Source organism: Chryseobacterium sp. Marseille-Q3244, from assembly GCF_940807095.1.
In the GTDB taxonomy this organism is placed as follows: Bacteria; Bacteroidota; Bacteroidia; order Flavobacteriales; family Weeksellaceae; genus Chryseobacterium.
Genome location: NZ_CALNWX010000001.1, coordinates 383,997 through 407,213, shown reverse-complemented (window position 1 = coordinate 407,213; position 23,217 = coordinate 383,997). Strand labels below are relative to the sequence as shown.

General features: G+C 37.2%; 16 protein-coding genes and 5 tRNA genes. 6 read left to right on the top strand and 15 right to left on the bottom strand.

Going from position 1 to position 23,217, the window contains the following annotated elements; genetic code table 11:
- The first annotated feature begins 3 nt into the window (after positions 1 to 3).
- The 3 genes from NBX25_RS01890 to NBX25_RS01880 all read left to right on the top strand — a co-directional run bounded on the left by NBX25_RS01890 (position 4) and on the right by NBX25_RS01880 (position 4,169).
- Positions 4 to 1,158, top strand: coding sequence for a TIGR03364 family FAD-dependent oxidoreductase (locus tag NBX25_RS01890; protein ID WP_123858343.1), 1,155 nt, complete (start codon positions 4 to 6; stop codon positions 1,156 to 1,158).
- 6 nt (positions 1,159 to 1,164) lie between these two features.
- Positions 1,165 to 1,833: an HAD-IA family hydrolase gene (locus tag NBX25_RS01885; RefSeq protein ID WP_250252605.1), complete on the top strand. Its 669-nt coding sequence runs from the start codon at positions 1,165 to 1,167 to the stop codon at positions 1,831 to 1,833.
- A 503-nt stretch (positions 1,834 to 2,336) separates the two neighbouring features.
- Entirely contained in the window at positions 2,337 to 4,169 is a 1,833-nt protein-coding gene (locus NBX25_RS01880) for an alkaline phosphatase family protein (protein WP_250252602.1), read from the top strand.
- 76 nt (positions 4,170 to 4,245) lie between these two features.
- Here the strand turns inward: NBX25_RS01880 and NBX25_RS01875 are convergent, their stop codons facing one another.
- The 3 genes from NBX25_RS01875 to NBX25_RS01865 are packed head-to-tail and all read right to left on the bottom strand — an operon-like array spanning position 4,246 to position 6,569.
- On the bottom strand, positions 4,246 to 4,731 hold the full coding sequence (locus tag NBX25_RS01875) for a GNAT family N-acetyltransferase (protein WP_123909583.1): 486 nt from the start codon (positions 4,729 to 4,731) through the stop codon (positions 4,246 to 4,248).
- Positions 4,732 to 4,743: 12 nt separating this feature from the next.
- Positions 4,744 to 6,159, bottom strand: a complete 1,416-nt coding sequence (locus NBX25_RS01870) for an aminotransferase-like domain-containing protein (RefSeq protein WP_123909582.1) — start codon at positions 6,157 to 6,159, stop codon at positions 4,744 to 4,746.
- Positions 6,160 to 6,200: 41 nt separating this feature from the next.
- Positions 6,201 to 6,569: a hypothetical protein gene (locus NBX25_RS01865; protein ID WP_123909581.1), complete on the bottom strand. Its 369-nt coding sequence runs from the start codon at positions 6,567 to 6,569 to the stop codon at positions 6,201 to 6,203.
- Between the two features lie 190 nt (positions 6,570 to 6,759).
- Between NBX25_RS01865 and NBX25_RS01860 the strand changes: the two genes are divergently transcribed.
- Positions 6,760 to 8,052: a DUF389 domain-containing protein gene (locus NBX25_RS01860; RefSeq protein ID WP_123858349.1), complete on the top strand. Its 1,293-nt coding sequence runs from the start codon at positions 6,760 to 6,762 to the stop codon at positions 8,050 to 8,052.
- Positions 8,053 to 8,119: 67 nt separating this feature from the next.
- On the opposite strand, the gene NBX25_RS01855 is transcribed toward NBX25_RS01860, so the two are convergent.
- From NBX25_RS01855 to NBX25_RS01835, 5 genes are all read right to left on the bottom strand, one after another.
- Entirely contained in the window at positions 8,120 to 12,919 is a 4,800-nt protein-coding gene (locus tag NBX25_RS01855) for a DNA repair ATPase (protein ID WP_250252600.1), read from the bottom strand.
- Positions 12,920 to 13,094: 175 nt separating this feature from the next.
- Positions 13,095 to 15,116 carry an SPFH domain-containing protein gene (locus NBX25_RS01850; protein ID WP_250252598.1) on the bottom strand — a complete coding sequence of 674 codons (2,022 nt, stop codon included), beginning with the start codon at positions 15,114 to 15,116 and terminating at the stop codon, positions 13,095 to 13,097.
- Between the two features lie 115 nt (positions 15,117 to 15,231).
- Positions 15,232 to 15,894 carry a YqiJ family protein gene (locus tag NBX25_RS01845; protein WP_250252596.1) on the bottom strand — a complete coding sequence of 221 codons (663 nt, stop codon included), beginning with the start codon at positions 15,892 to 15,894 and terminating at the stop codon, positions 15,232 to 15,234.
- Positions 15,895 to 15,897: 3 nt separating this feature from the next.
- Complete coding sequence (locus NBX25_RS01840; RefSeq protein WP_250252594.1) at positions 15,898 to 16,599, bottom strand: PspA/IM30 family protein; 702 nt, start codon at positions 16,597 to 16,599, stop codon at positions 15,898 to 15,900.
- Between the two features lie 19 nt (positions 16,600 to 16,618).
- Positions 16,619 to 17,014 (bottom strand): YbjN domain-containing protein, encoded by a 396-nt coding sequence (locus NBX25_RS01835; RefSeq protein ID WP_123909576.1) that lies wholly within the window; start codon positions 17,012 to 17,014, stop codon positions 16,619 to 16,621.
- Between the two features lie 125 nt (positions 17,015 to 17,139).
- Between NBX25_RS01835 and NBX25_RS01830 the strand changes: the two genes are divergently transcribed.
- Positions 17,140 to 17,745, top strand: a complete 606-nt coding sequence (locus NBX25_RS01830; protein WP_250252592.1) for a helix-turn-helix domain-containing protein — start codon at positions 17,140 to 17,142, stop codon at positions 17,743 to 17,745.
- 2 nt (positions 17,746 to 17,747) lie between these two features.
- Here the strand turns inward: NBX25_RS01830 and NBX25_RS01825 are convergent, their stop codons facing one another.
- Together NBX25_RS01825 and NBX25_RS01820 are read right to left on the bottom strand one after the other, a co-directional pair.
- A complete protein-coding gene (locus NBX25_RS01825) occupies positions 17,748 to 18,911 on the bottom strand; it encodes a PepSY-associated TM helix domain-containing protein (RefSeq protein WP_250252589.1) in 1,164 nt (387 codons plus the stop codon).
- Entirely contained in the window at positions 18,912 to 21,296 is a 2,385-nt protein-coding gene (locus NBX25_RS01820) for a TonB-dependent siderophore receptor (protein WP_250252587.1), read from the bottom strand.
- A 98-nt stretch (positions 21,297 to 21,394) separates the two neighbouring features.
- On the opposite strand from NBX25_RS01820, the gene NBX25_RS01815 reads away from it, so the two are divergent.
- Positions 21,395 to 22,381: a helix-turn-helix domain-containing protein gene (locus NBX25_RS01815; RefSeq protein ID WP_250252585.1), complete on the top strand. Its 987-nt coding sequence runs from the start codon at positions 21,395 to 21,397 to the stop codon at positions 22,379 to 22,381.
- 100 nt (positions 22,382 to 22,481) lie between these two features.
- Here NBX25_RS01815 and NBX25_RS01810 read toward each other — a convergent pair.
- The 5 genes from NBX25_RS01810 to NBX25_RS01790 form a co-directional block, all read right to left on the bottom strand.
- Positions 22,482 to 22,565: transfer RNA gene (locus tag NBX25_RS01810), tRNA-Leu, on the bottom strand.
- A gap of 49 nt (positions 22,566 to 22,614) precedes the next feature.
- Positions 22,615 to 22,699 (bottom strand) — tRNA-Leu (locus tag NBX25_RS01805).
- A 122-nt stretch (positions 22,700 to 22,821) separates the two neighbouring features.
- Positions 22,822 to 22,905 (bottom strand) — tRNA-Leu (locus NBX25_RS01800).
- Positions 22,906 to 22,911: 6 nt separating this feature from the next.
- A tRNA-Gly gene (locus tag NBX25_RS01795) sits at positions 22,912 to 22,987 on the bottom strand.
- 4 nt (positions 22,988 to 22,991) lie between these two features.
- A tRNA-Leu gene (locus NBX25_RS01790) sits at positions 22,992 to 23,073 on the bottom strand.
- Positions 23,074 to 23,217 lie beyond the last annotated feature (144 nt).

The window sequence follows — 23,217 nt, the reverse complement described above, 5'->3', positions numbered from 1 at the left end:
ACAATGACAACAAAATTTGATTTACTCGTTGTGGGAGGTGGGATTTTAGGAACATTCCATGCTTATCATGCCCTGAAGAAAAATCTTAAAGTAGCTTTACTGGAAAGAAATTCTGTTCCTCAGGGTGCCACGGTAAGAAATTTCGGACAGGTAGTTCCTTCCGGAATGGATCTTAAATGGCAAAACTTCGGAAGAGAAAGTCTCGCAATATATAATGAACTTCATAATCAGGCTGATCTTACGATCAGGCAAAACGGCTCTGTTTATATCGCATCCAATGATGAGGAACTTCAGCTTATTGAAGAACTGTACGAGATCAACAGAAATAATGATTATGAATCAGTTTTATTCTCCAAAAGTGACTGCATCAAGAAGTTTGACGGCCTTCGTTCCGATTACTGTAAAGGTGGATTATTCTTCCCTCAGGAGCTTTCTGTAGATTCAGCAGATATGATTGTAAAACTTCACAAGCTTTTACAGGAAAAAATGGGTTTACAAATCATTTACAATACTACGGTTGTTGAAACGCATGAAGACGATCAGAAATGTACCGCTATTACTGCGGATGGAGAAGAATATATGGCTTCGAAGATCATTATTTGTGGTGGACATGAGTTCAAAACATTATATCCTAATGTATTCAATGAAAGTGATTTGGAAGTAAGCAAGCTTCAGATGCTTCAAACTAAGCCTCAGGGAATTTATTCTCTTCAGGGAAACATTCTGACAGGGCTTTCTATCAGAAGATATGAGTCTTTTAGTGAATGTCCTTCTTTTCAGAAAATCAAATCATTAGAAGATCCGAATTCATTTGAAAAGAAATATGGAGTTCACATCCTGTTCAAGCAGGCATTAGATGGTTCTATCATTCTTGGAGATTCCCACGAATACGCTAGTGCTAAAAATGCAGACGATCTTGGCTTTGACCTTAATATGGAAATTGATGAATTTATGATTCTTGAAGCTAAGAAAATCATTGATCTTCCCACTTATGAAATCCAGAGAAGATGGTTTGGAGTATATTCTCAATGCAAAACAAAGGATATTTTTGAACACAGTCCCTCTCCGAACATTCATATTGTAACGGGTATCGGTGGAAAAGGAATGACAGGAAGCGGAGGCTTCTCTAAGTTTAACATAGAAAAAATTTACGCATAAATTTCAATGAAAAATATAGAATTATTGGTTCTGGATATGGCCGGAACTACAGTGAATGAAGATAATGTAGTGTATAAAACGCTAACTAAAGCTGTTAATGAACATGGTTATGAAGTTAAGTTGGAACAGGTACTTATCACCTGTGCCGGAATGGAAAAACTGGAAGCTATTACAAGCTTATTAAAAGAAATCAATGGAAATGAAGAAGATGCTGCTGCTATTTTTGAAAACTTCTCTGGAAAACTAAAGGATGCTTATCAGAATCTTGAGGTAAAACCTATCAACGGAACGGAAGATTTTCTCCTTAAAATGAAAGCTAAGCATAAAAAAGTGGTTCTGAATACCGGTTATACCTATGAAATCGCTCAACAGCTTTTGGATAAACTGCAGTGGAAAGAAAATATACACTTTGACGCCTTAATCACCGCTGATGATGTTTCAGAAAGCAGGCCGAGTCCGGAAATGATCAATCTGGCTATGAAAAAATTTAATATCCTGGAACCTGAAAAGGTTTTAAAAGCCGGAGATTCCGTGATCGATATTGAAGAGGGCAAAAATGCCGGTTGTGGACTCACTGTCGCAGTGCTTTCCGGAGCTCAAAACAGAACAGCGCTGGAAAAGGCTGAACCTGATTATATTTTCAATACGATTTCCGAAGCTGAGGGAATTCTTTAGATACTTCTTTTTTAATACTTATGGCACAAATGTTTTCTAATGAGAGCATTTGTGTCTTTTTGAAACCACCCCTTCAGAGAAGGGGAATTATTACGCTTTCGACTGTCGCTTTGCCCAATATTACAATTGACCCACTGTCATTCTGAGCGAAATGAAATGGAGCGAAGAATCTCAAATCTAAAATCCATCTATAAGATTAGAATGAAAATTTGAATATTTGTCAACTTCAAAATCCTCCCACTTCTTAAGCATACTTCTAGCACAAAGTATTTTACTTAAAAACAAATTAAGTATTAAAACATTAATAGACTTATAGTTGTAAACAGTTTTAAGTTATCCGCGTTTCAATTTCAAAGGAAGTTTTTAATTATCAATTAATTAATTTTCAGTTTACATATGTTTACAAATAGTAAATTAATTTTACAAATAATAAAAAATAAATTACTCTTTGTAAAATTTTAATGTTCTAAATCTTTTATCCCATGAAAGCAAAACTATTCTCAATGGCAGTTGTAATAAGCTGTTTCCTTGGTGCCCAAACCAAAAAAGTTCTTTTTATTGGTATTGACGGTTGTCGTGCAGATGTAATGATGTCTACCAACACACCTAACATCCAAAACCTCATCAGCCGGTCCATTTATTCTCTTGATGGATTATGTGCTGCCACAACCTGGAGTGGAAATGGCTGGAGTACCATGCTTACCGGTGTATGGCATACTAAACATAATGTACAGGACAATAATTTTACCAACCCAAATTATGTGAATTATCCTGATTTTCTAACCAGAGCAGAAAATTATAATCCTAATCTTAGAACGATTTCCCTTGCCAATTGGGCTCCAATCAACGACAAAATTGTAAAGAATGCAGATATAAAATCTAACTTAGGAAGCGATCTTGCCGTAAAAAATGCGGCTGTAAATGCTTTACAGAATGATAATCCTGATATCCTTTTCGTAGATTTTGATGATGTAGATCATGCTGGTCATTCGTATGGGTTTTCTTCTGCTGTTCCCCAGTATGTTTCTTCTATTCAGACTACGGATGCTTACATTGGAGAGATTGTGAATGCTATGAAAAACAGATCCACCTACAATAATGAGGATTGGATGGTTGTTTTAACAACAGATCATGGCGCAACAGATACTTCCCACGGTGGCGGAAATCTTTCTGAACGGGATATTTTCACGATTTATTCTAATCCCGGTTTTACCCCTCAACAGATCAGTAAAACTATTCTGGAATCCAATAAGACTTTTAATCAGCTTACTCTTCCTGCAGGAGCTTATGCAAAGCCCGCCAACCAAACTCCATTTAATTTTGGAGCCAATCAGGATTTCACTATTGAATTCTGGGTAAAGCCCAATGCAGCCTATTCCAGTGATCCTGTATTTATTGGAAATAAAAACTGGGCCAATGGAAAGAACAAAGGGATTATCTTCTCCGGCTACTCCGGACAAACTTTTAAAATGAATATTGCAGATGGTACCAACCGAATTGACCTTATTGGTGGAAAATTGGAAACTAATAAATGGAAACATATTGCAGCGAGCTTTGACAGAGATGGTCTTGTTACCTTATATGAGGACGGAGTTCCTGTAACTTTTGCTAAAATGAGTACTATAGGAAATATAGATTCTGTACTTCCATTAACATTAAATCAGGATGGAACCAATACTTACGGAGTGACTCTTGCCGCTTCTTACAAAGACGTAAGAATATGGAAATCTGCCCTTCCTAATGATGTGATCGCGAACTGGGCTAACCAGGATATTACAACATCTCATCCTTATTATTCTCAGTTATTGGCAAATTGGACATGTAATGAAACTTCAGGAAACTCCTTGACTGATTCCAGCTCTAATGCCAATCCTATGACCATCACAGGATCTCCAACTTATGCTCTTAATACCTCAAATAGTTTTAAAATCTATGATTACACCTCAACAACGAGAGAAACAGATCATTTTCCAACGGTATTGAACTGGTTGTGTATTCCGGTGCTGTCTTCATGGGGAATTGATGGTGTAAACAGAATCCCTGAATGTTCAAAAGGAACTTTGGCAACTCAGGAAGTAAAAGAAACAACAGATCATTTTATTATTTATCCCAATCCTGCATCTACTTATGTAAGCATCCGATATCAATCTGGAGATAAGGAAATTAAAGCAGAAATTATAGATACTAAAGGGTCACTTATTACCACAAAAAGCCTAAAGTCTTCCCACGGAAATTATGATGAGAAAATCAATATTGAAGGGCTTCCTGCCGGAATGTATTTTATTAAACTTAAAGGAAGTAAAAAATCTCTGACCAAAGCTTTTATCAAGAAATAAAACAGTAAAACAATTAGATTTAAATTTTGATATTGGAACAAGGATATGATGATCCGAGTTCCAATATTTTTTTTGCCTATGACTTAAGATCAAGCTCCATCTGTACATCTACACGATCATAGCCCGGATTGGTAATTTCAGTATGTTTAAACCCTAGTTTTTCATATAACTTTATGGCAGGAACCAATATAGAGTTTGTTTCCAGGAATACTTTCTCGGCTTTTAACGCTTTAGCTTTTTCTACAAGAGCATTACCCAACAGATAACCGATTTTCTTTCCCTGTGCTTTAGGGCTTACCGCCATTTTTGACAATTCAAAAGCAAGAGGTTCTTCCTGAGCTCTTACCAAGGCGCAGGTACCTACAGCTTCACCATCCAGCAAAGCAAAAGCAATATATCCGCCTTTGTCAATAATATGCTCTTCAGGATTATCAAGCAATTTAAAATCACTGGATTCCATAACAAAGAATGTTTTGATCCATTCTTCGTTTAAAGTTTTAAAGGCTTCCTTATACTGAGGTTCATAGCCTATAATTTTTACTTCATTATTAATATCATTCATCGCTTAGGTATATTATATTCTGTTTTTTATCATTTTTCCCAGTTTTTCGAGATCGCTTTCTACACGGTCTGTCCATTCGAGGGCATAATTTAATCGCATACAGTTTTGGTACTGATTGTATTGTGAAAACATTCTTCCCGGGGCAAAGTTTACTTTCTGGCTGACTGCTTCATCATATAAATCTTCGGTACAAATTCTTTTATCCAGTTCCAGCCACAACATAAACCCTCCTTTTGGTTCTGAGATCTTGGTATTATCCGGAAAATACTGTGTTACCGACTTCTGAATCTGGAGATAATTAGCATACAGCTTTTTCCTGAACATCCTTAAATGATGATCGTAACGCCCATGAGCAAGGAAGTCGGCAATCACATCCGAAAATAAGGAAGGGCCACTTACCGTTTGAACCAATTTCTGACGGATGATCTTTTCTTTAAATTTTCCGGGAGCTACCCATCCTACCCTAAATCCGGGAGCCAGTGTTTTAGAGACCGATCCCGTCCACATTACAATTCCCGCCTCATCATAAAACTTACAGGGTTTAGGTCTTCCAGCCCCGAAGTAAATATTTCCATAAACATCATCTTCCACCAGAGGAACATTATACTCAGTAAGCATTTTTACCAGTTCTTTCTTGTTCTCATCCGGCATCTGAAACCCCAGCGGATTATTATAATTCACCACAAAACAACAGGCTGAAAGATTGGGAAGCACTTTTTTTAAGGCATCCAAATCTACTCCTGTAATGGGATGGGTAGGAATTTCTACAGCTCTCAATCCTAATAGCTGAATAGCCTGAAGGATTCCGAAATAAACAGGACTTTCCACCGCTACTGAATCTCCTGGCTGTGTTACTGCCATTAAACAATTGTATACAGCATTCATCGCTCCTGAGGTAATCACCAGATCATCTTCTGTAATTCTCCCTTCCATTACGATAGACCATTTGGCAATTTCACGGCGAAGCAATTCGCTTCCCTGTACCGGTTCATAGTTGGTTCCACTATCCCCTTTCCGCTTTATCACATCAATCATACATTTTTTCATCTTGGCTACCGGAAGAAGGCTTTTCCCGGGAATACCCAATGCAAACTGCGTAACGTCTGTTCCTCCAATCGTTCCAAACACTTTATCAATAAGATCTTGTGGTGTATTTTTCCCTTCTGACACTTTCATTTGGGTGATAGAAGGCAATGCCAACTTTCGTTGCGAAGTTTGGCTTACATAATATCCGTATTTAGGACGAGACTCAACCAAAGAACGGCTTTCTAGTTCCATATAAGCCTGTTTTACTGTATTCAGGCTGACATTGTAAAGTTTTTGGGCGCTCCTCAACGAGGGTAGCCTGTCTCCAAATTGCAGGGTCTCACTTTTGATCTGCTCCGTGACAGAATTCGCTATTTTGAGGTATAAAACATCTTTCAACATTGAATTACAGTTTTAAGTAAATGTACAATTTTATTCAGGTCCTACTGAAGTTCAAGCCAGCTCATCATACTTTTGATGCTGCTTTTTAATTGTTTGGGATTTCTGAAATTGGGGGCTGTATTCCTTTTAAAGTAGTTTTCAACTCTTACAGAAAAGGATCTCTTTTCTATTTCAGTTATTCCTTTCTTATCATATACTACAAATGTTATTTCTCCTTTCTCATTAATGATAAGACTGGCAAATAAGACAATTTCTTTTTTTTTCTTTGCTAAAAGGAATGGAATTCCAAAATCGGAAGCCGTCTTAGAAGTACTCTGTGTCTGTAAAAATATGTTTTTCAATGCTAACATGTCTGAAATATATACTTCAGCATATTGAAGCTGTTCCTGATGTTGTGCAATTGTTTCCATAGTATTTCTTCTTTACCTTAACAAAATTATGGAGTCTCTCAGTTTGGATACAGATACAGAAGAATAGAATATTATGGGTACAGATAATAAGCTAACAAGTCTCAGCTACAATGAAAATTTTTAAAGCTTTCGTGTAAAATAATCTATAAATATGTATTTTTATTTTTGAATCTAAACAAGTGAATAAACAATGATGGGAAAATTTTTGAGATTTATTAATCTTCATTTCGGGGAAGAAGATAAAGGGAAAGTTCTGGAGAACATCACCGATAATATCTCGTTCCGGGGTTCGAATCTATGGATTTTAGCCTGTGCGATTGTTATTGCGTCCGTGGGACTCAATGTAAACTCTACGGCAGTCATCATTGGGGCAATGCTTATATCTCCTCTTATGGGACCTATAGTAGGAGCGGGGTTTGCCTTAGGTACCTATAATTTTCACTTACTTAAAAGATCAGCTAAGAATCTTCTTATTGCAACTATTGTCAGTTTATTGGTATCTTTTATCTATTTCTCCTTAAGTCCTTTTAAAGAAACTCAATCTGAGCTATTAGCCCGTACATCTCCGAATATTTATGATGTCCTTATTGCTTTTTTTGGTGGTCTTGTAGGGGTTATAGCCATCACCCGTGTGAAACAAGGTAATCCGATACCGGGAGTTGCTATTGCCACGGCATTAATGCCTCCTCTCTGTACGGCAGGATACGGACTTGCTATAGGAAACTGGAGCTATTTTGCAGGAGCATTTTATCTTTATACCATCAACTGCTTTTTCATTTGTATCGCAACGTTTCTTATTATCAAATATCTGAGGTATGAGCCTATTGAACTGGTAGACAGAAAGTATGAAAGACAGATACGATATGGCATAACGGCTTTGATCATTATTATGATTGTGCCAAGTTCTTATCTGGCTTATAATCTTTTGAACCAGAAGAAGTTTACTCAAAATATTGATCAGTTCATCAATAGTGAATTTACTCAGAAAGGGTATACTCTCATTTATAAAAAATTAAACTATAATTCTTCTCCAAAAACAGTGGAATTGGCTTTTCTATCTAAAAAATTTAATAAAAGTGAATTAGATACCATTAATAAAAAAATTAAAGATCTCGGAATTGCCAATACAAAATTGGTTATTAAACAGGATGCTACCGATATTAAATCCGAAATACTTAACGAAATTGGGCAACGGAATAATGTATTGTCTGAAAAAGACCTTGTCATCAACCAATTAAGACAACAATTGGATAAATACACGGTAAAAGACTCAAGCCTTATTAAGGAAATACATATTCTATTCCCGGATTTTAACCATATTTCTATTGGTAAAGTAACCAATTTCCCCAATACAGACAGTGCCAATGTAAGCACCGTAATCCTTTATCGATCTGAAAAAGAAGAAAAGGAGCAAGAAGAAAAAATGAAACAATGGCTCTCGGAAAAGTTATCCGATAAAAACGCCAAAGTTATTCGTCAATAAGTATCAATAAAACAGCACCCCATATATACAGGGTGCTGTTTTTACTTTTATGATAAAGTAAGGTTTACTATTCTTTTCTCAAAACCTCTTTTATCCCTTCAAGGCCATCTCCAAACTGTGCAAGGAGTGCAACAATCTGAGACATTCTATCGTTTTCTCCAAGTCCTTTTAAGGTTTTATTTTTTACAAAGGTCTTCTTGATCTCTTCCCAACGTACTGTTTCTTCTTCCGAGATATTCCCTATCAGTTCTTTCAGCTTCAGCATATTCGCTTCTGCGCCAGTTGTCAGCGTTTGGGATTCATTCTGATAATGATTCAAGACTATCTGAATCACTTCATTTTCCTTTAGAATAGGCTGAATCTTAGTAATCAGCTTATTCATGTTACGATACGACCCCTGAAGTTTAAACGGAGGTTCATTTCTGTAATCATCAGCCATTGCTGCTGAAGCAATATACTCTTTATTGACCTTCAGAATCATATTTCTTACCATGATGGTATTTTTCAGTACTGCTCTGAAGTCTGATATTTCATTGGAACTGAAGTTTCCTTTCAGATTGTCTGCAGGATTATCTGTTACCACACAATCATAAAGTTCATAGAGGTTCTCTATGCCTGGCTGCGTAAGTCTGGTCAGATACTCGTTAGACATAAGGGCGTTTTCTATCAAACTTAAATCAAAAAGGGTTGTTTTTGAGCCTGATATTTCTCCCAGATTATAAGTATCCGAACGGTTTGCCAACATATCCGGAATTTTAAATTTTTCTCCACTTTCGGTGTACGGGTTTCCTGCCATGACCAGACAAAATCTTTTCGAGCGTAAATCATAGGTTTTACTTTCTCCGTTATAAATTCCTTCAATTTTTCTCTGACCATCGGCAAGGGAAATGAATTTCTGCAAAAATTCAGGATTACAATGCTGAATATCATCAAGGTACAACATCACATTATCTCCCATTTCCAAAGCAAGATTAAGTTTCTCCAATTCCTGTCTTGCTCCTGCATTTCTGGCTTCACTTGGATCTGTAGAAACAATATCATATCCTAAAGAAGGCCCATTGATCTTCATAAATACCAATCCCATACGCTCTGCCATATATTCCATCAGGGTGGTCTTCCCATATCCTGGAGGAGATACCAGAAGTAACATTCCCATTCTGTCTGTTCTCTTATCTGAACCCACTGTTCCCAACTGTTTTGACAGGTTAGCTCCAATCAAAGGAAAATAAACATCATTAATCAGTTTATTTCTGACAAATGAACTTAATATCTGTGGTTGGAAAGTATCCAGTTTCAGGGCTTTTTTCTTCTCACTCACCCAACTGTATTTCAATTCCTGAAGCCTTTTGTATTTTGGAACGGTAACTGTATTGAAATGGCTCAATCTGGATACAAATTCAAAATAATTCAAATGGTATTCTGTATCTTTTTCAAGGGATTTCAAATCTTTAATCTCCGCTTCATAGGAAATACATCTGATATTTTTCGGATCAAACTTCTGGGTAATGATAAATCCAAGCACCTCATCTATGATATTTTTTTCTGCATCCGGATCAAAAGCTTTTAATGCTCCTTCTGCAATATAATAACATGCTGAAGGATATTGGTACATAGCCTGTATCTGAGCAAAAAACTCCAGATCTTTACCTTTTTCTTTAAGTTCTTTTAAAAATAAACCATACAAAGCACCTGCTTTTTCCGAGATCAGGAAGTTTTCTTTGTCTTCCTGCTTCAGATATACCGCTGCATTGATATAATCTATCTCCGTAAAAATACCATTCACTGATGCAAATGATTTCATTTCTTCTGCCAACTCCCTGTTTAGGTATTCAAAACCTTGTTTTACGGCAAAGGATTGAGCAATGATAGCCGTTACTTCAAACTGTTTGCTGTAATATTCTTTTCTTTCAGGATTCAGGAAAAACCAAAAAAGCTGTGAAAGAGCTCTTTCCTGAGCCGTAAACCGCATCAATCCCAGCTCATTATGCATCTGTTGAAGCCTGGTGACGATAATCTGCGCATCTTTATCATGGATTCCCTTTACCAAACCTTCGCCAAAATGCTCTGCTGTAAATTGCTGAACTTCTTGTTCGTTCTGGGGCTCTGTGGCAATTTCTTTATGATTGGAAAACACATTCCAGGCAAGATATTCAAACCGTTTTACCTTGGTATTTTCTGAAACAAATTCCTGGTTCCAGACTTCTTTGAATTCATCAGCTGTAGTGAAGTTCAAGGGTTCATAAAAGCTTGTTCCGGTAAGATGATAGTAATATTGGGCATTTCTCAGGACAAGGGTAAGATCCAGTTTCTGTTGATTGACTGCAAACTTATAATCCCCTAATGCTATAATACTTTCCCCATCTACATAGATTTCTTTTTTATCCTTAAGCTTTCTTACGGATTCCTGCTGGCATGTTTTTAAAAGAGTTTGTATCTCTTCAGATTTTGCTGAATCTTCTAATTCCGCTAATTGTCTTGAAAGGTCTCTTACTTTCTCTACCATAAGATCTGAAGCAAAATAACCGTTGATTTCATTTTCAGAGTCAAAGGATTCTGCCTTGGTCTGAACGGATTTCAGGATTCTTTGGGCTGCCTCAAAGAGACTTTGGGTTCTCTTGTTTCTTGATTCTGTAAGCTGTACCCTTTTATTCTGGAAATGTCCGTAAACTTCTTCTCTTTTGGTTCCTATCTGCTGAATTAACTCATCAAAATCAATGAATTTCGTTTCCATCTCTTCCAGTTGAATGGAAAGCTTGGTTAAATATTCATCACATTTCTCCGGAGTCTGGGAAAGTTCCAGAAAATTAATCACAGACTGATCGAATAAGGTAATCTGTGCTTGAAAATCGGAAGCAAGTTCTTTACCTGAGATTTCTCTTTTCCTTTTGCTGAGCTCAAGTCTTTCCTGATTCAATCGGGCAAAGATCAAAGATATGTTTTCAATGATCTGGGTAGACTGGGAAGTATCTTCAATCTTAAGATTATTGACGATATCTACCAACAGCTCCAATTGTCCGGATAAGGTGTTTATATTTTCATCGATGGTTTTAGCATCAATAGCTTTTTGTAATGAAACAATATCCTCTGAAATCTTTTGTGCTTTCTCCTCATAAGGCAATAAAGCACCTTCCTGCAACAGAAAATCCACACAGGCATTGGAAAGTTCAGTATAGCGGTCTGCAAGTGCATTTTCAAGGGAATCTAATAAGTTTATATCTGCATATTTCAATTCTCTTGCTCCTGTAACCTCTCCTCTTAGCGCTCTTATTTGTGAAAGAGCATCAATATATTCTGTGAGCTGAGAATAATGAAGCCTTTTGGTATCATCCAGGATCTTATCACAGCTATACTTTATTTTTTCTAATGCTTCTTCCGTATTTTTTCTTTGTTCAACGACTTTTTCGTATTCGTTGATCGCTGAATGGGCGATTTTGCGAATTTCTTTAAGCGGCTGATCCAGTTTCTGAACTTCATCCTCACCCAAAAAGTAATACGTATCCAGAATAAAGGTGGAAAGCTTTACAATATCATCGTATAATCCGCTGTAGGAATCTTTCTTATTCAAAAGCGTGATAAGTTCCTGACTTTCTGCCATTACCCTTACAATATCCTTGTTTCCGATCTTATAGATGAGACTATCTGCTTTTTCAGCATTCGGCTGCAATTCTTTGGAGAAAGGAGTTTGCCAAATCTGAGCAAGATGATGTTTGGTAGTTTCAATACTCTCTCTAAGATAGATTAGTTTTCCATCATTCAGAAGTGAGAAACCACTGCAGCGGATAGGCGTTTCTATTGTTTGGGTGATAATATTATAGGAGATCAGCTGATAGTTATTCGTTTTATCATCATAGAAAACATATAAAAAGTTTTCTCCGTTTGGTTCTGTAACGGTTTTAAGATAATAAAGTCTGTTCTGCTCCTGTGAAATCACCTTTAACCCACCCGTCTGGAGAGCATACCCGTTTGAGAACAACACTCCTTGGTTTTCAGGGAGCAACAATCCGGAATATTTAAGCGCATCAGCTCTTGAAACCGTCTTTTCTTTATGATTATAAATAAAATAGCGTTCTGTTTCCTGATAGGGTTTTATTTTGAACAAAACAAGATTGTCCAGGTCACAAAAATGAATCTCTGCATCATCCAGGTTCTGATCTTTATGAATCACATCCTCGGAGTAAATTCCTTTCCCCGTATCTGTATTATCTTCAACTTTAATGGTAATATCTCCACCGATACTTTCTACGAAAACCTTATCGGCCAGGGAAATATGTGGATGTCTTCCAGACCGTTGCATATCTCTTGTAGCTTTTGTCCATGCAAAACCATGCTGAGGCGGATATGATGTTTCTGAAGCACTCCTTGAATCTACATAAATAAGCTGATTGTCTTTGATCAGCCATTTGAATGCTTTGATGTCTGTGGTACTTTCCGAAAGCTGGAAAACCATATAGAGATAATTCTCTGTAAAACTAAATCTTGCGAAGAATGTATTTCTGTAGTATTTGTAAAGGTTTTTAAACTCATCAATAAAGACCTCATCATTGATAAGAGCCTGATCCTGAGGTTCAAACCTGTTATTATTAATGGTATAGATTGAAAAAACGTCCGAAATATTGATTTCAGTCTGTAATCCTAAATGGGCATTGGAACCAAATATTAGATAATTACCTAATGAATAGATATCCTTGGCTATGCAGTTATGTTCAGTGGAAATCCGTTCATTGGCAATTAGCGAAAAATCTATTCCACCGAAGATATTTTTACGGTCTTCATTAAGCTGATGAAGCCTTTCTATAAGGTCATTCTTCTGCTCATTCAAACGGCTCTGAATAATTTCGTAGGTTCCGGAATTAAGTTGTTCTGACATAGTGTTGGGTTAAATTGTATGACTGCTGTTGAGCAGCATATCTTGGTGTAGAACTTATCATTTTTTGCTTTTATCTTCATGGAAACCTTATAGGTTTTGAGAACCTATAAGGTTTGTCATGCAAACAGTTAATTTATTTTTAATCTGATTATCAACAAATTAACTATTCTATATATTAAACATGGTTATTGTTTACCGGTTTATGTTCTACCCCCATATGTCTGGCCATATCAAGAGCTCTTTCCAGAATTCCTTTTTCCTGGTGATTCGCTACGCTGTTTAACTTAAAGATCAGGGATGCAATACTCATGTTCTTGATATCGTCTGATGAAATTTTGTATTTATCTACCATTCCCATTACCTTGCCAATGATATTTTCCCCATCTCCCAGCAAATTTTCTCTCACCATCTGTGCATTTTCGCTATGGCTGACAAATTTATCCAGTCCTTTTCCTGCTGAAACCTGACGAATTACATTATCAAAGAAAGTGTTATCACCTCCTACGATATCAATCTTAGCCGTTTTAAATGCTTCTGCCAATACCAGGGCCTGGGCTTCTGCAATCTCTTTCTGAATAGCAATTTCAGCCAGTTCCACTTCTTTTTCTTTATTCAGTTTCAGACGGAATTCTTCGTGATCTTTTCCTGCATCATTCAGCTTCTTCATGGCTTCTGCTTTTTCATTGATTCCTGCAGCTTCTGCCAATGCTTTTTCTTTAATCACTTCTGCCTGTGCAATACCTTCTTTTTTGGTTGCATCTGCTTTTTTCTCAATGACAACAGCTTCAGCCACACCTTGTCTTTCTGCTGCGTCTGCTTTAGCATGCATTACCTGGGCTTCAGATAAACCTACTGTAGCTTCTTCTTTCGCTTTTGCATCTGCAATAATCTTGCGAGCTTCTGCTTCTTTTTCAGCTGCATCTCTTTTTGCCTGAGCTTCAATCACGTATTTCTGTGCATCCTTTTCGGCCGATAATCTTCTTGATTCTGCAGCTCTTGTTTCTTCAATCAGTTTTTTCTCCGCTTCCTGAGTAGCTACCGTAATTTCAACCTGTTTGTTTCTTTCTGCAGTTTTGAATGCTTCCAGATCTTTGATTCCCTGCTGTTCTTCCACCACTGTTTTTTCCATGGTCAGACGCTCACGGATGGCATCCTGAATACTTTTCTTTTCCAGTTCTATTGCCTTCTCTTTTTCAATCTGTGCAAGAGAAACAATTCTTTCTCTTTCTGTTGCTTCTAAAGCTTTGTCTTTTAATACTCTTTCTGTTTCTACCAGATCTGCACGTTCTTTATTTTTAGCAGCAATCACTACCTGACGAAGTTTATTTTCTTCTGCAATCTGTAATTTCTCTTCCGTTGCAATGCGAACAGTTTCATATCTCAGACGTTCTTCTTCTTCTACTTTTAAGATTTCGGCATTTTCACGGGCTTTAATATTGGCCACTTCCCTTTTCTGAGATTCCTGTTTTTCTGCCAACTGTTTTTCCAGTTCCAGAATTGCCTCACGAGCTTCAACATTCTGCTTTGTAATGGTTTTTTCTTCATCACGGCGAACCTGATTGGCTTTAATATTCTGTGTTGCAGTTAATTCAGTGATTTTTTTAATCCCTTCTGAGTCCAGGATATTATCTTTATCTAGCTTATCAATAGAAGTTTGTTCAAGATAATCGATGGCACAATCGTCCAAGACATATCCATTCAGGTCTGTTCCGATAATGTCAAGGATTTCCTGACGGAATTCACTTCTTGCTTCGTATAATTCGGTGAAATCAAATTTCTTTCCTACTGTTTTTAAGGCTTCCGAGAATTTGGCTTCAAAAAGCTCTCTTAACGTCTGCGCATCAGATGCTCTCTGGCAGCCAATTGTTTGCCCTACATTAACAATATCATCTACTGATTTGTTCACACGAATAAAGAATGCTACCTGAATATCAGCTCTCATATTATCTTTACAGATCAATCCGGCTCTTCCTTCTCTTGATATCTCCAGTTTTTTCACAGAAATATCCATAGATTCCATACGGTGGATGACAGGAATTACGATTCCTGCGTTAAAGAAAACCTTTGTGCCACCATAACCTGTTCTTAAAATAACAATTCCCTGAACAGTTTTTTTATACATGGATAAAATCCAGAAAATCAATCCGATTGATGCTACCGCAACGATGATAATTCCAGCAATTAATGGTAAGTTCATAGTTTTATAAGTTTAATAGTTTATATATAAATGTGTTTTTTTAAAAAGTGTTGAGAAAGATCTCCAACATAGAATTCAATATGATTAAAAATAAGCTGAGCATGGTATTGTGTTTTTAATATCTCATGGATTTCTGTACGTAGTAAATCCGTTTATCAAGATCTTCATCCACAATCATGACACGGGTTCCATGTTCCAGTTTTGTTCCGTCCTGGCTTCTTACCATCAGGGCCATTGGATCACTTCCAATAAAGACTTCCATCATTCCTATTTTATCATCCTGAATACTCGACTTCAGCCTTCCTTCTCTCCCTAAAAAGGCATAGGAAGCTTCTCCCTTATGGTTAATTTCTTTAAAAAATGGATTTAAAGGCTTCAAAATGATTTTGGTAAGTAACATTCCACCAATCAACAATGGAAATAAGATCAGTATTCCCAGCCATGTTGGCAATGGAATAAAATAATTCAGATAAAAAGATCCGAGCCATGTCATCAATAATGACAGTGTCATGAAATAGGTAATAGGAACAATATCCAGATTAAGAAACTTCAGGAAATGCATCCACGTAGAAGGATCGTGATTATGAGCATGAAAATGTCCATCCGGGACATGGGCATCTGCACCCGCATCAACATCAAGGTCAGAATGCAACCCCACATCGATGTCCAGGCCCGTGATTATGGTAAATAACCAATACACAACCGAAAGCCCCAGCAATACACTCAAAACAGTGTTTACCGGCGAAAATGCAATGTTTAAAAATTCCTGAAAGGTCATATATTAGCCTTTTTTAAGTGTTTCCTTTAATCTGTTCAAAGCTTCCTCAGCTTCGGTATCTTTATTGTTTACCATAGCCTCAATCTCTTCATCAATCGTCTTTCCCGATTTTGAAATATCAGAATAGGCTTCTGCCAGCGTTTCCTGCTGTACCACTCTTTCCTTCAGCTTTTCCAGCATGCTTACAGTACTTCCTGTATCCATCTGGGTCATTTTCTGATTAATATCTTTCGTGGCTTCGCTTACCTGAACTCTTGCTTTAAGGGTTTTTAATTCATTTTCCCATTTGGCAATACTGGATTTCAGATGATTGATGGCAGCCTGCATCTTTTCACATTCAGTGTGAAGCTTTTCATGTTCTTTATGCAGCTGATCTGCATTTTCCTTAGACGAAACCTGTCTTTTTAAGGCTTCTTTGGCAAGGCGATCTGCTTCTGAAGATTCTACATCTCCTTTTTCAGCTTTCTGAACAATCACTATGGCTTTGTTGTAATAATCTTTGGAGATTTGTTCTTCGGCTTCCGCTTCATTTTTCTTACGAATGGTAAGCGCTTTTAGCTGTGCAAGGGATTCGATACTTCTCCCCAATTCTTCCTTCATTTCACGGATTCCCTGTTCCGTTAAGTTGATAGGATCTTCAAAGCTATCGATCACAGAATGGACCTCTGCTTTTCCTATTGTTAATAATCTTTTGAAAATGTTCATTTTAAATATCTTTTGTGAATTACTTACTCATTTCAAGCATCTCGTTGGTAAACTCGCCTACCAGAATTCCCAGTGAATTGATGGAAGCCATCACTTCGTTCTGAGCCATATGATCTGTAGGAAGGGTATCCCTGAAAATTACCCGTTTTCCGGTACTGTCTAAAACAAAAGCTCCATGCACGATATCCCTGTTTTTCTGAAGCAGTCTTCTAAAGGTTTGTTCTGTAGGATTTTTTATTTCGAAAAGAAACTGTTCCATAATAAGGATAGAATCTGATATAATAAGAATCATATTTTTGATCCCGTTGGATTCTTTTTCAATGATTAAGATTCTCTGAGCCTCATCTTCCAGGGTGATGGTAAACTCATAATCTAACAACCACTCTTTGACCGTTCTAAATATTTGATTTTTCATGCAGGCTGGTTTAGTGTTTTGATTTTTCGTTCTACACAAATATACCATAAAATTTTCAATTTGCAAATATTTTTAGCATTCATTTGTTTAATAATCTCTATCTTTGCAAAAAAGATTAGACAAAAATGAGCTTCTTTGGAACTAATATTAAGAAAATAAGACAGGTTAAAGGACTGAGTCAAAAGGCTTTTGCTGATTTATTTGACTTAAACAGAGGAGTAATCAGTTCTTATGAAGAAGGACGTGCTGAACCGAAGATTGAAACCATACTAAAAGTTGCGAGTCATTTTAATCTTGATCTTGATAAATTACTTACTGAAACTCTACAGGTAAACCAATTAGCAAGTGTTTCAGACATTGATCAATTGATGCTTTTTCCCGAACTTGCCATCAGTGAAAGAAAAGAAGCAGCAAATTCAGGAAAGCATAATGCTGAAAACAGCTCTATTGTGCAAAAAATATTAGCATCTGTAGATCTGGTATTTGAATTTACTACAGAAAAGCCCTTGATCTCTCCTTATCATTATGGAGATATTTTATTTTTGAATAAAGCTGATGCTAAGAAGGATTCTGCTTCCCAGTTATTGGAATACACTGAAGGTCAATTGCATTACGCATCACCCCAAATCAACAAAGATCTTTATAAAATTGTAGGGCATGTTTCCCTTGCAGAAAAGAATATTTTTACAGAGATTTTTGAAAGGCTGGAAAGACTGGAAAGAAAAAGATAAATCTACGGTTTCCCTTTCTTCTTTCTCTTAAACCACCATACCAGAAACCCGGTAATAGGAAGTGAGGCTCCTATCACCGTAATAAAGAAGTATAATACCCTTCCCCATATACCTCCAAGAGCTGACCCCACGTGCAAATCATAATTAAGCTTCTGTACTTTGGTTGCAAAATCAGCCTTATCAAAAGGAGCGGCATATGCTGACGTATTGGTCAAACGGCTGCCTGTATTCCTATCATAACTAAAACTTTGAAGATCATAAAACTGGCGGTGTGAAGGATATAAGAATATCCCAATTGTTTCCGTAGAATCTTTAGGGACAGATAAATAATACCCTTTTGCATCTACTTTATCTACAGCATCTTCCCAGGCCATAAGCATAGATATTGGTAATTTTTCCGGCTGATAGGAACCAATATTTTTAATTTCCTGTCGTTCGGTAGTCGTTTTACCAAGAGAAGTTGTGAAATATAGAAATTTATTGAACCAGGGAAGTCCATAATACATTCCGGTCATCGAAATAACCAAAAGGATAATCAGGGTATAGAAGCCAAAGACATTGTGCAGGTCATAATTAAGCCTTTTGATTTTCGCATCCCATTTTACTGAAAAACTCTGTTTTCTCATGGCTTTTGTCCATTTTTTAGGCCACCACAAAACCAGTCCTGAGAGTAAAGTAATGAAGAAAATTAAGGTAGAATAATTGATTACAGGCCTGCCGATTTCTGATGGCAGCCATAAGAACCGATGTCCTTTTAATGTCCATTCAAAAAAATCAAACTCTTGTTTAAATGAGGGTTTGCGAATCACTTCACCTGTGTAGGGATTCAGATGCAGAACAAACCCCGGATTTCTTTTTCCGAAACCTATCATTGCAGCCTTGCCTGTAGGGCGCCATACAAAGGAGATTTCCTGTTCAGGATATAAAGCCTTTGCTTTTGCGTAAAGATCAGCAGGATTAGCCAAGTCTTTTCCCGGAACAGACTCAATTTTTAATTCAGGATCCAGCCAGTCTTTGATTTCATCACGAAAAGACCAGGTAATCCCGGTGAGACAGATCACCACAATAATACCCCCGGAAATAAGACCTAGCCACAAATGCAGCCAGGCCGATATTCTATAAAAAAGGCTTCTGTTGTTTTTCTTTTTAGGTTTTCCGGAATTCATTTAGAAATTATATGAAAGGTTGAGTCTGAAATTGATCGGATTTGATGCTCGCCATCCATAGTGAGTATACCCCCAGGCACCGGGATAAAATCCTACATAATTATAACGGTCGGTTAAGTTATTCACAAGGAATGACAGTTGGTAATGATCCCGTTTATAAGAAACACCAACATCCAAAGTGAAATAATCATCAGGAAGATAAGGATGATCTAAAACCACCGGCCACGCCGCTCTTTTAGCTTGATATTCATACCCAAAGGAAAAACCAAGCCCTTCCAGACCTCCTTCTGCAATCGTATATTTTAGCCAGGCATTAGTGATATGTTTTGCTGTTCCATAGAGCATTCCCCCAATTTTTTTAGGATCATTATCTTCTGTTACTTTTGCATCTGTGTAGGCATAATTAAAAAGAATACTCCAGTTTTTACTGATATTTCCATTCAGATCAAACTCAATTCCTTTTGAGACGCTTTTCCCAGATTGTTCAAAGAGACCCGGATATTCAATTCCGGCGGCAGTCAGCATATTGGTTTTGGTAAGATGATAAAAAGTAAGATTAGTCATCAGTTGTCCATTGAACCATGTTTTCTTTACTCCAAATTCTGTATTCTTTCCATACGAAGGATCTGCTGTACTTCCATTAAGAAGTTTTCCGGTCTGTTCCTGAAAAGTTTCATCATACAATCCGTACACAGTGAATGTCTGAGTCAGTAATCCGGTAATACTGAACCTTGGAGTTACCGCCGTATTTTTAACTTCCGCTCCTTTATCCGCCGCACTTGTTTTTACCGTTGAAGTATAGCGGAAGCCTGCTGCTATTCTTAATTTATCTTCCAGAAAACGGGCTTCATCCTGTAGATGAAATGAAGTATAAGAATAATCCGTAAGATAATTAGCACCCCGTTCTCTAAGAGATCTTGAACGATCATATTCCGGAATATCGGATTTTTTCAAATGGCCATAGACAGGATTATAAATATTAAATACAGGACCTACCTTTTGTGGAAGCACTGACCAATCGGCCACATAAGATTTTTTTCCCATATCTATTCCCGCAAGAATATTATGACTGATATTTCCAGTCTCAAATTTTCCTCTCGTAAATACCTGACCTATTGTTGATGTATTCAAAGCATCATTAATACTGATTCCTCGATCTACATCTCCTTTTTTTCTTCCCTTTACAGGATCGTCCGCCAATGCAATCGTATTATAACTAGCATATAATGATTCTCCCTGCATTTGGGACCGTATGTACCCAAACTGACCGGTAATCATCCAATTATCATTAAAATTATGATTTATGGTTCCATACACATTATGTTCCCATGAGCGGGTTGGATCTATAATGGGATCAGAAAAACTGAATGATCTTTTTACGTCTTTAAACCCATCAATACCATAGGCATATTTAGCAAACCCTCCCTGAAAGTTATTCTGCGAAAGAATATATTCCAATGTAATATTGGTGTTCTCTGATGCAATATATTTGAAAGATGGGTTGATTACGTATTGTTCATGCTCTACATATTGCTGAAAAGATCCTGATTTTGTCCCCATCAAATTAAGTCTTCCCCAGAACTTTCCATCTTTACTTAATTTTTTCTCAACATCTGTAGATGCCCGGTACAGATTAAAACTGCCTAAAGTAAGCTGAACATTTCCTTTTTCTCTCCCCACTGGCTTTTTGGTAACAATATTATAGAAACCTCCGGGCTGTGTATTCCCCATCATAAATCCGGCAGGGCCTTTTACAAACTCTACACGATCTACAAACGACATATCTTCACGAAGAGGACCAAAGCTTCCACTTACATCCATTCCGTTTCTAAGATTAGAAGCAGAGAATCCACGTACGGCAATTCCCACACTTCCTTCCTCCTGATGCGTAATCGTACGTACTCCACTTACATTTCGGCTAAGCCCTTCAGCTGTTGTAAGAATTTGCTGATCGTTCAGTAGACGCTGATCTATCACCTGAATATTCTGAGGAGTTACCAAAAGATTCTCTCCTAATCTTAAAGTAGAAGAAGGAATTGTTTTACGGTTTGCAGTAACGTTTACAGCAACAATCTGGTAAGTATCTGTTGTTTGTATAAAATCATGAGTAATACTGTCACTTTCCTTTAATGTAAAAGAATAAGTTTTAAGAATCTCAGGATCATCCACTTTAAGTACATAATTTCCTGAGGGCATATTATTAAAACGATAAAAACCGTTCTCATCAGTATAAGTTTCTGATTCTCCGTTATTAAGAATAACTTTTACAGCCGGAACCGGTTTCTTTTGGGAATTCATTACCTTTCCTGTAATCTGTGCTGTACTTTGTGCCCAGATCACTGCAGGAAAAAGCACTACAGGAAAAAGGAATCTGTTCTTATTCATAAATTGTTATTTAGAATTAGTTTAATTAAATTTACACAGGCAAAATTAGCGGTTGCCAATAGGAAAAACTTTTGAGCTTGGGATAAAGACTTTAGATTTTGGGAGAGATTGTACCGAACCATACGATAGCAAGACAGATTTTGGATTTTTTCGGGGGGAATCATCGCAGCAGTGTGCCCGAAACTTTCGTTAATGAGCTTGGAACATTTGAAACCCTTACTCTGTATGAAGGGGATGAATTTTTAGTAAAAGAATATCAGTTTTCTTATATCAGGGACTATACGATGAAATTCCGTACAGAAGCCATAAAATATATTGAACTGGCTTTTTTCCTTGACGGAGCAGAAGTTATCAGGGATTTGGTTGATGGGAAGCCCGGAGAATATAAACTGTTTCATCATTATATTTATTTTACTCCGGAAAATGCGGATGTACAAATAGATTTCCAGAAAGAGATGTCTTACAAAAATCTTGATATTTACGTTTCCAAGGATTACTTTCACCAATTGGCAGAAAGCAGCGGTATTTTACAGGATTTCATTTTTAAAATAGATCAGAATCAGCCTGCCAGTCTATTCCCTGAAGGGCTCCCTATAACCCCACAAATGATGAGTATTTTGTTAGAAATCAAAAAATGCAGTCTGGAAGGGTTCTATAAAGATTATTTTATTAAAAGTAAAATACTCAGTCTTCTTCTGCTCATCTTTGAATTTGCAAAAAAAGAGGAAAACGAAGCAGAAACAAAAAGCAAAGCTTCCATCAGCAATTCTGAAATTCACAAACTCATGGCCGTAAAAGATTTTATAGAGGGAAACCTAAAATCATTCTACACCATTGAACAGCTTTCTATAAAATTTGGTATTAATGAGTTTAAATTAAAGAACGGCTTCAAGGCATTGTTTGGGGATGGTGTTTTCCATTATGCTTCCAAGCTTAGGATGAAAGAAGCGCTTTATCTGCTTAAAAATTCTGATTATTCTATTAAAGAGATTGGCTATCATTTGGGATATGCTTCTCCTTCATCATTTAGTGTGGCTTTTAAGAACGAAGTTGGGGTTGGACCTAGTTATTATCGTAAAAATTGAAAGAAGTCAATAGAAAAGCTTTCTTGGACTAAGATTAAAAATAAGGGCACAGAATACTAAAATAAAAAACCCTCCGTATTCAAAATACAGAGGGTTTTTGTACCCCAGACGGGACTTGAACCCGTACGTCCTTACGGACACAGGATTTTAAGTCCTGCGTGTCTACCAGTTCCACCACCAGGGCTGGTGTGTGGTACAAAAAAAGGATTTGAAAGCAAATCCTACTTTTTGTATGGTGCGGATGAAGGGACTCGAACCCCCACGCCTCACGGCACCAGATCCTAAGTCTGGCGTGGCTACCAATTACACCACATCCGCTGGTTATATTGATCTGTTTTCACAGATACAAAATCAATTCTCTTACAAATATAAGAAATCCTATTAAAGAACTCTCTCTATAAAAACAAAAAACCCTCCGTAATGAAATACAGAGGGATTTGTACCCCAGACGGGACTTGAACCCGTACGTCCTTACGGACACAGGATTTTAAGTCCTGCGTGTCTACCAGTTCCACCACCAGGGCATGGTGTGGAGCGAAAAACGGGATTCGAACCCGCGACCCCAACCTTGGCAAGGTTGTGCTCTACCAGCTGAGCTATTTTCGCATAGTGCGGATGAAGGGACTCGAACCCCCACGCCTCACGGCACCAGATCCTAAGTCTGGCGTGGCTACCAATTACACCACATCCGCTGGTTTTTTTGTATTGTAAGTTTTAAAGAGCTTGCTTCGTTTTTGTGAGTGCAAATATAGGACAATTTCCTTTACCTCCAAACTTTTTCGAGAAAAAAATTAAAATTTCCAGATTTTTTTTCAGCAGCACCTATTATTACATTT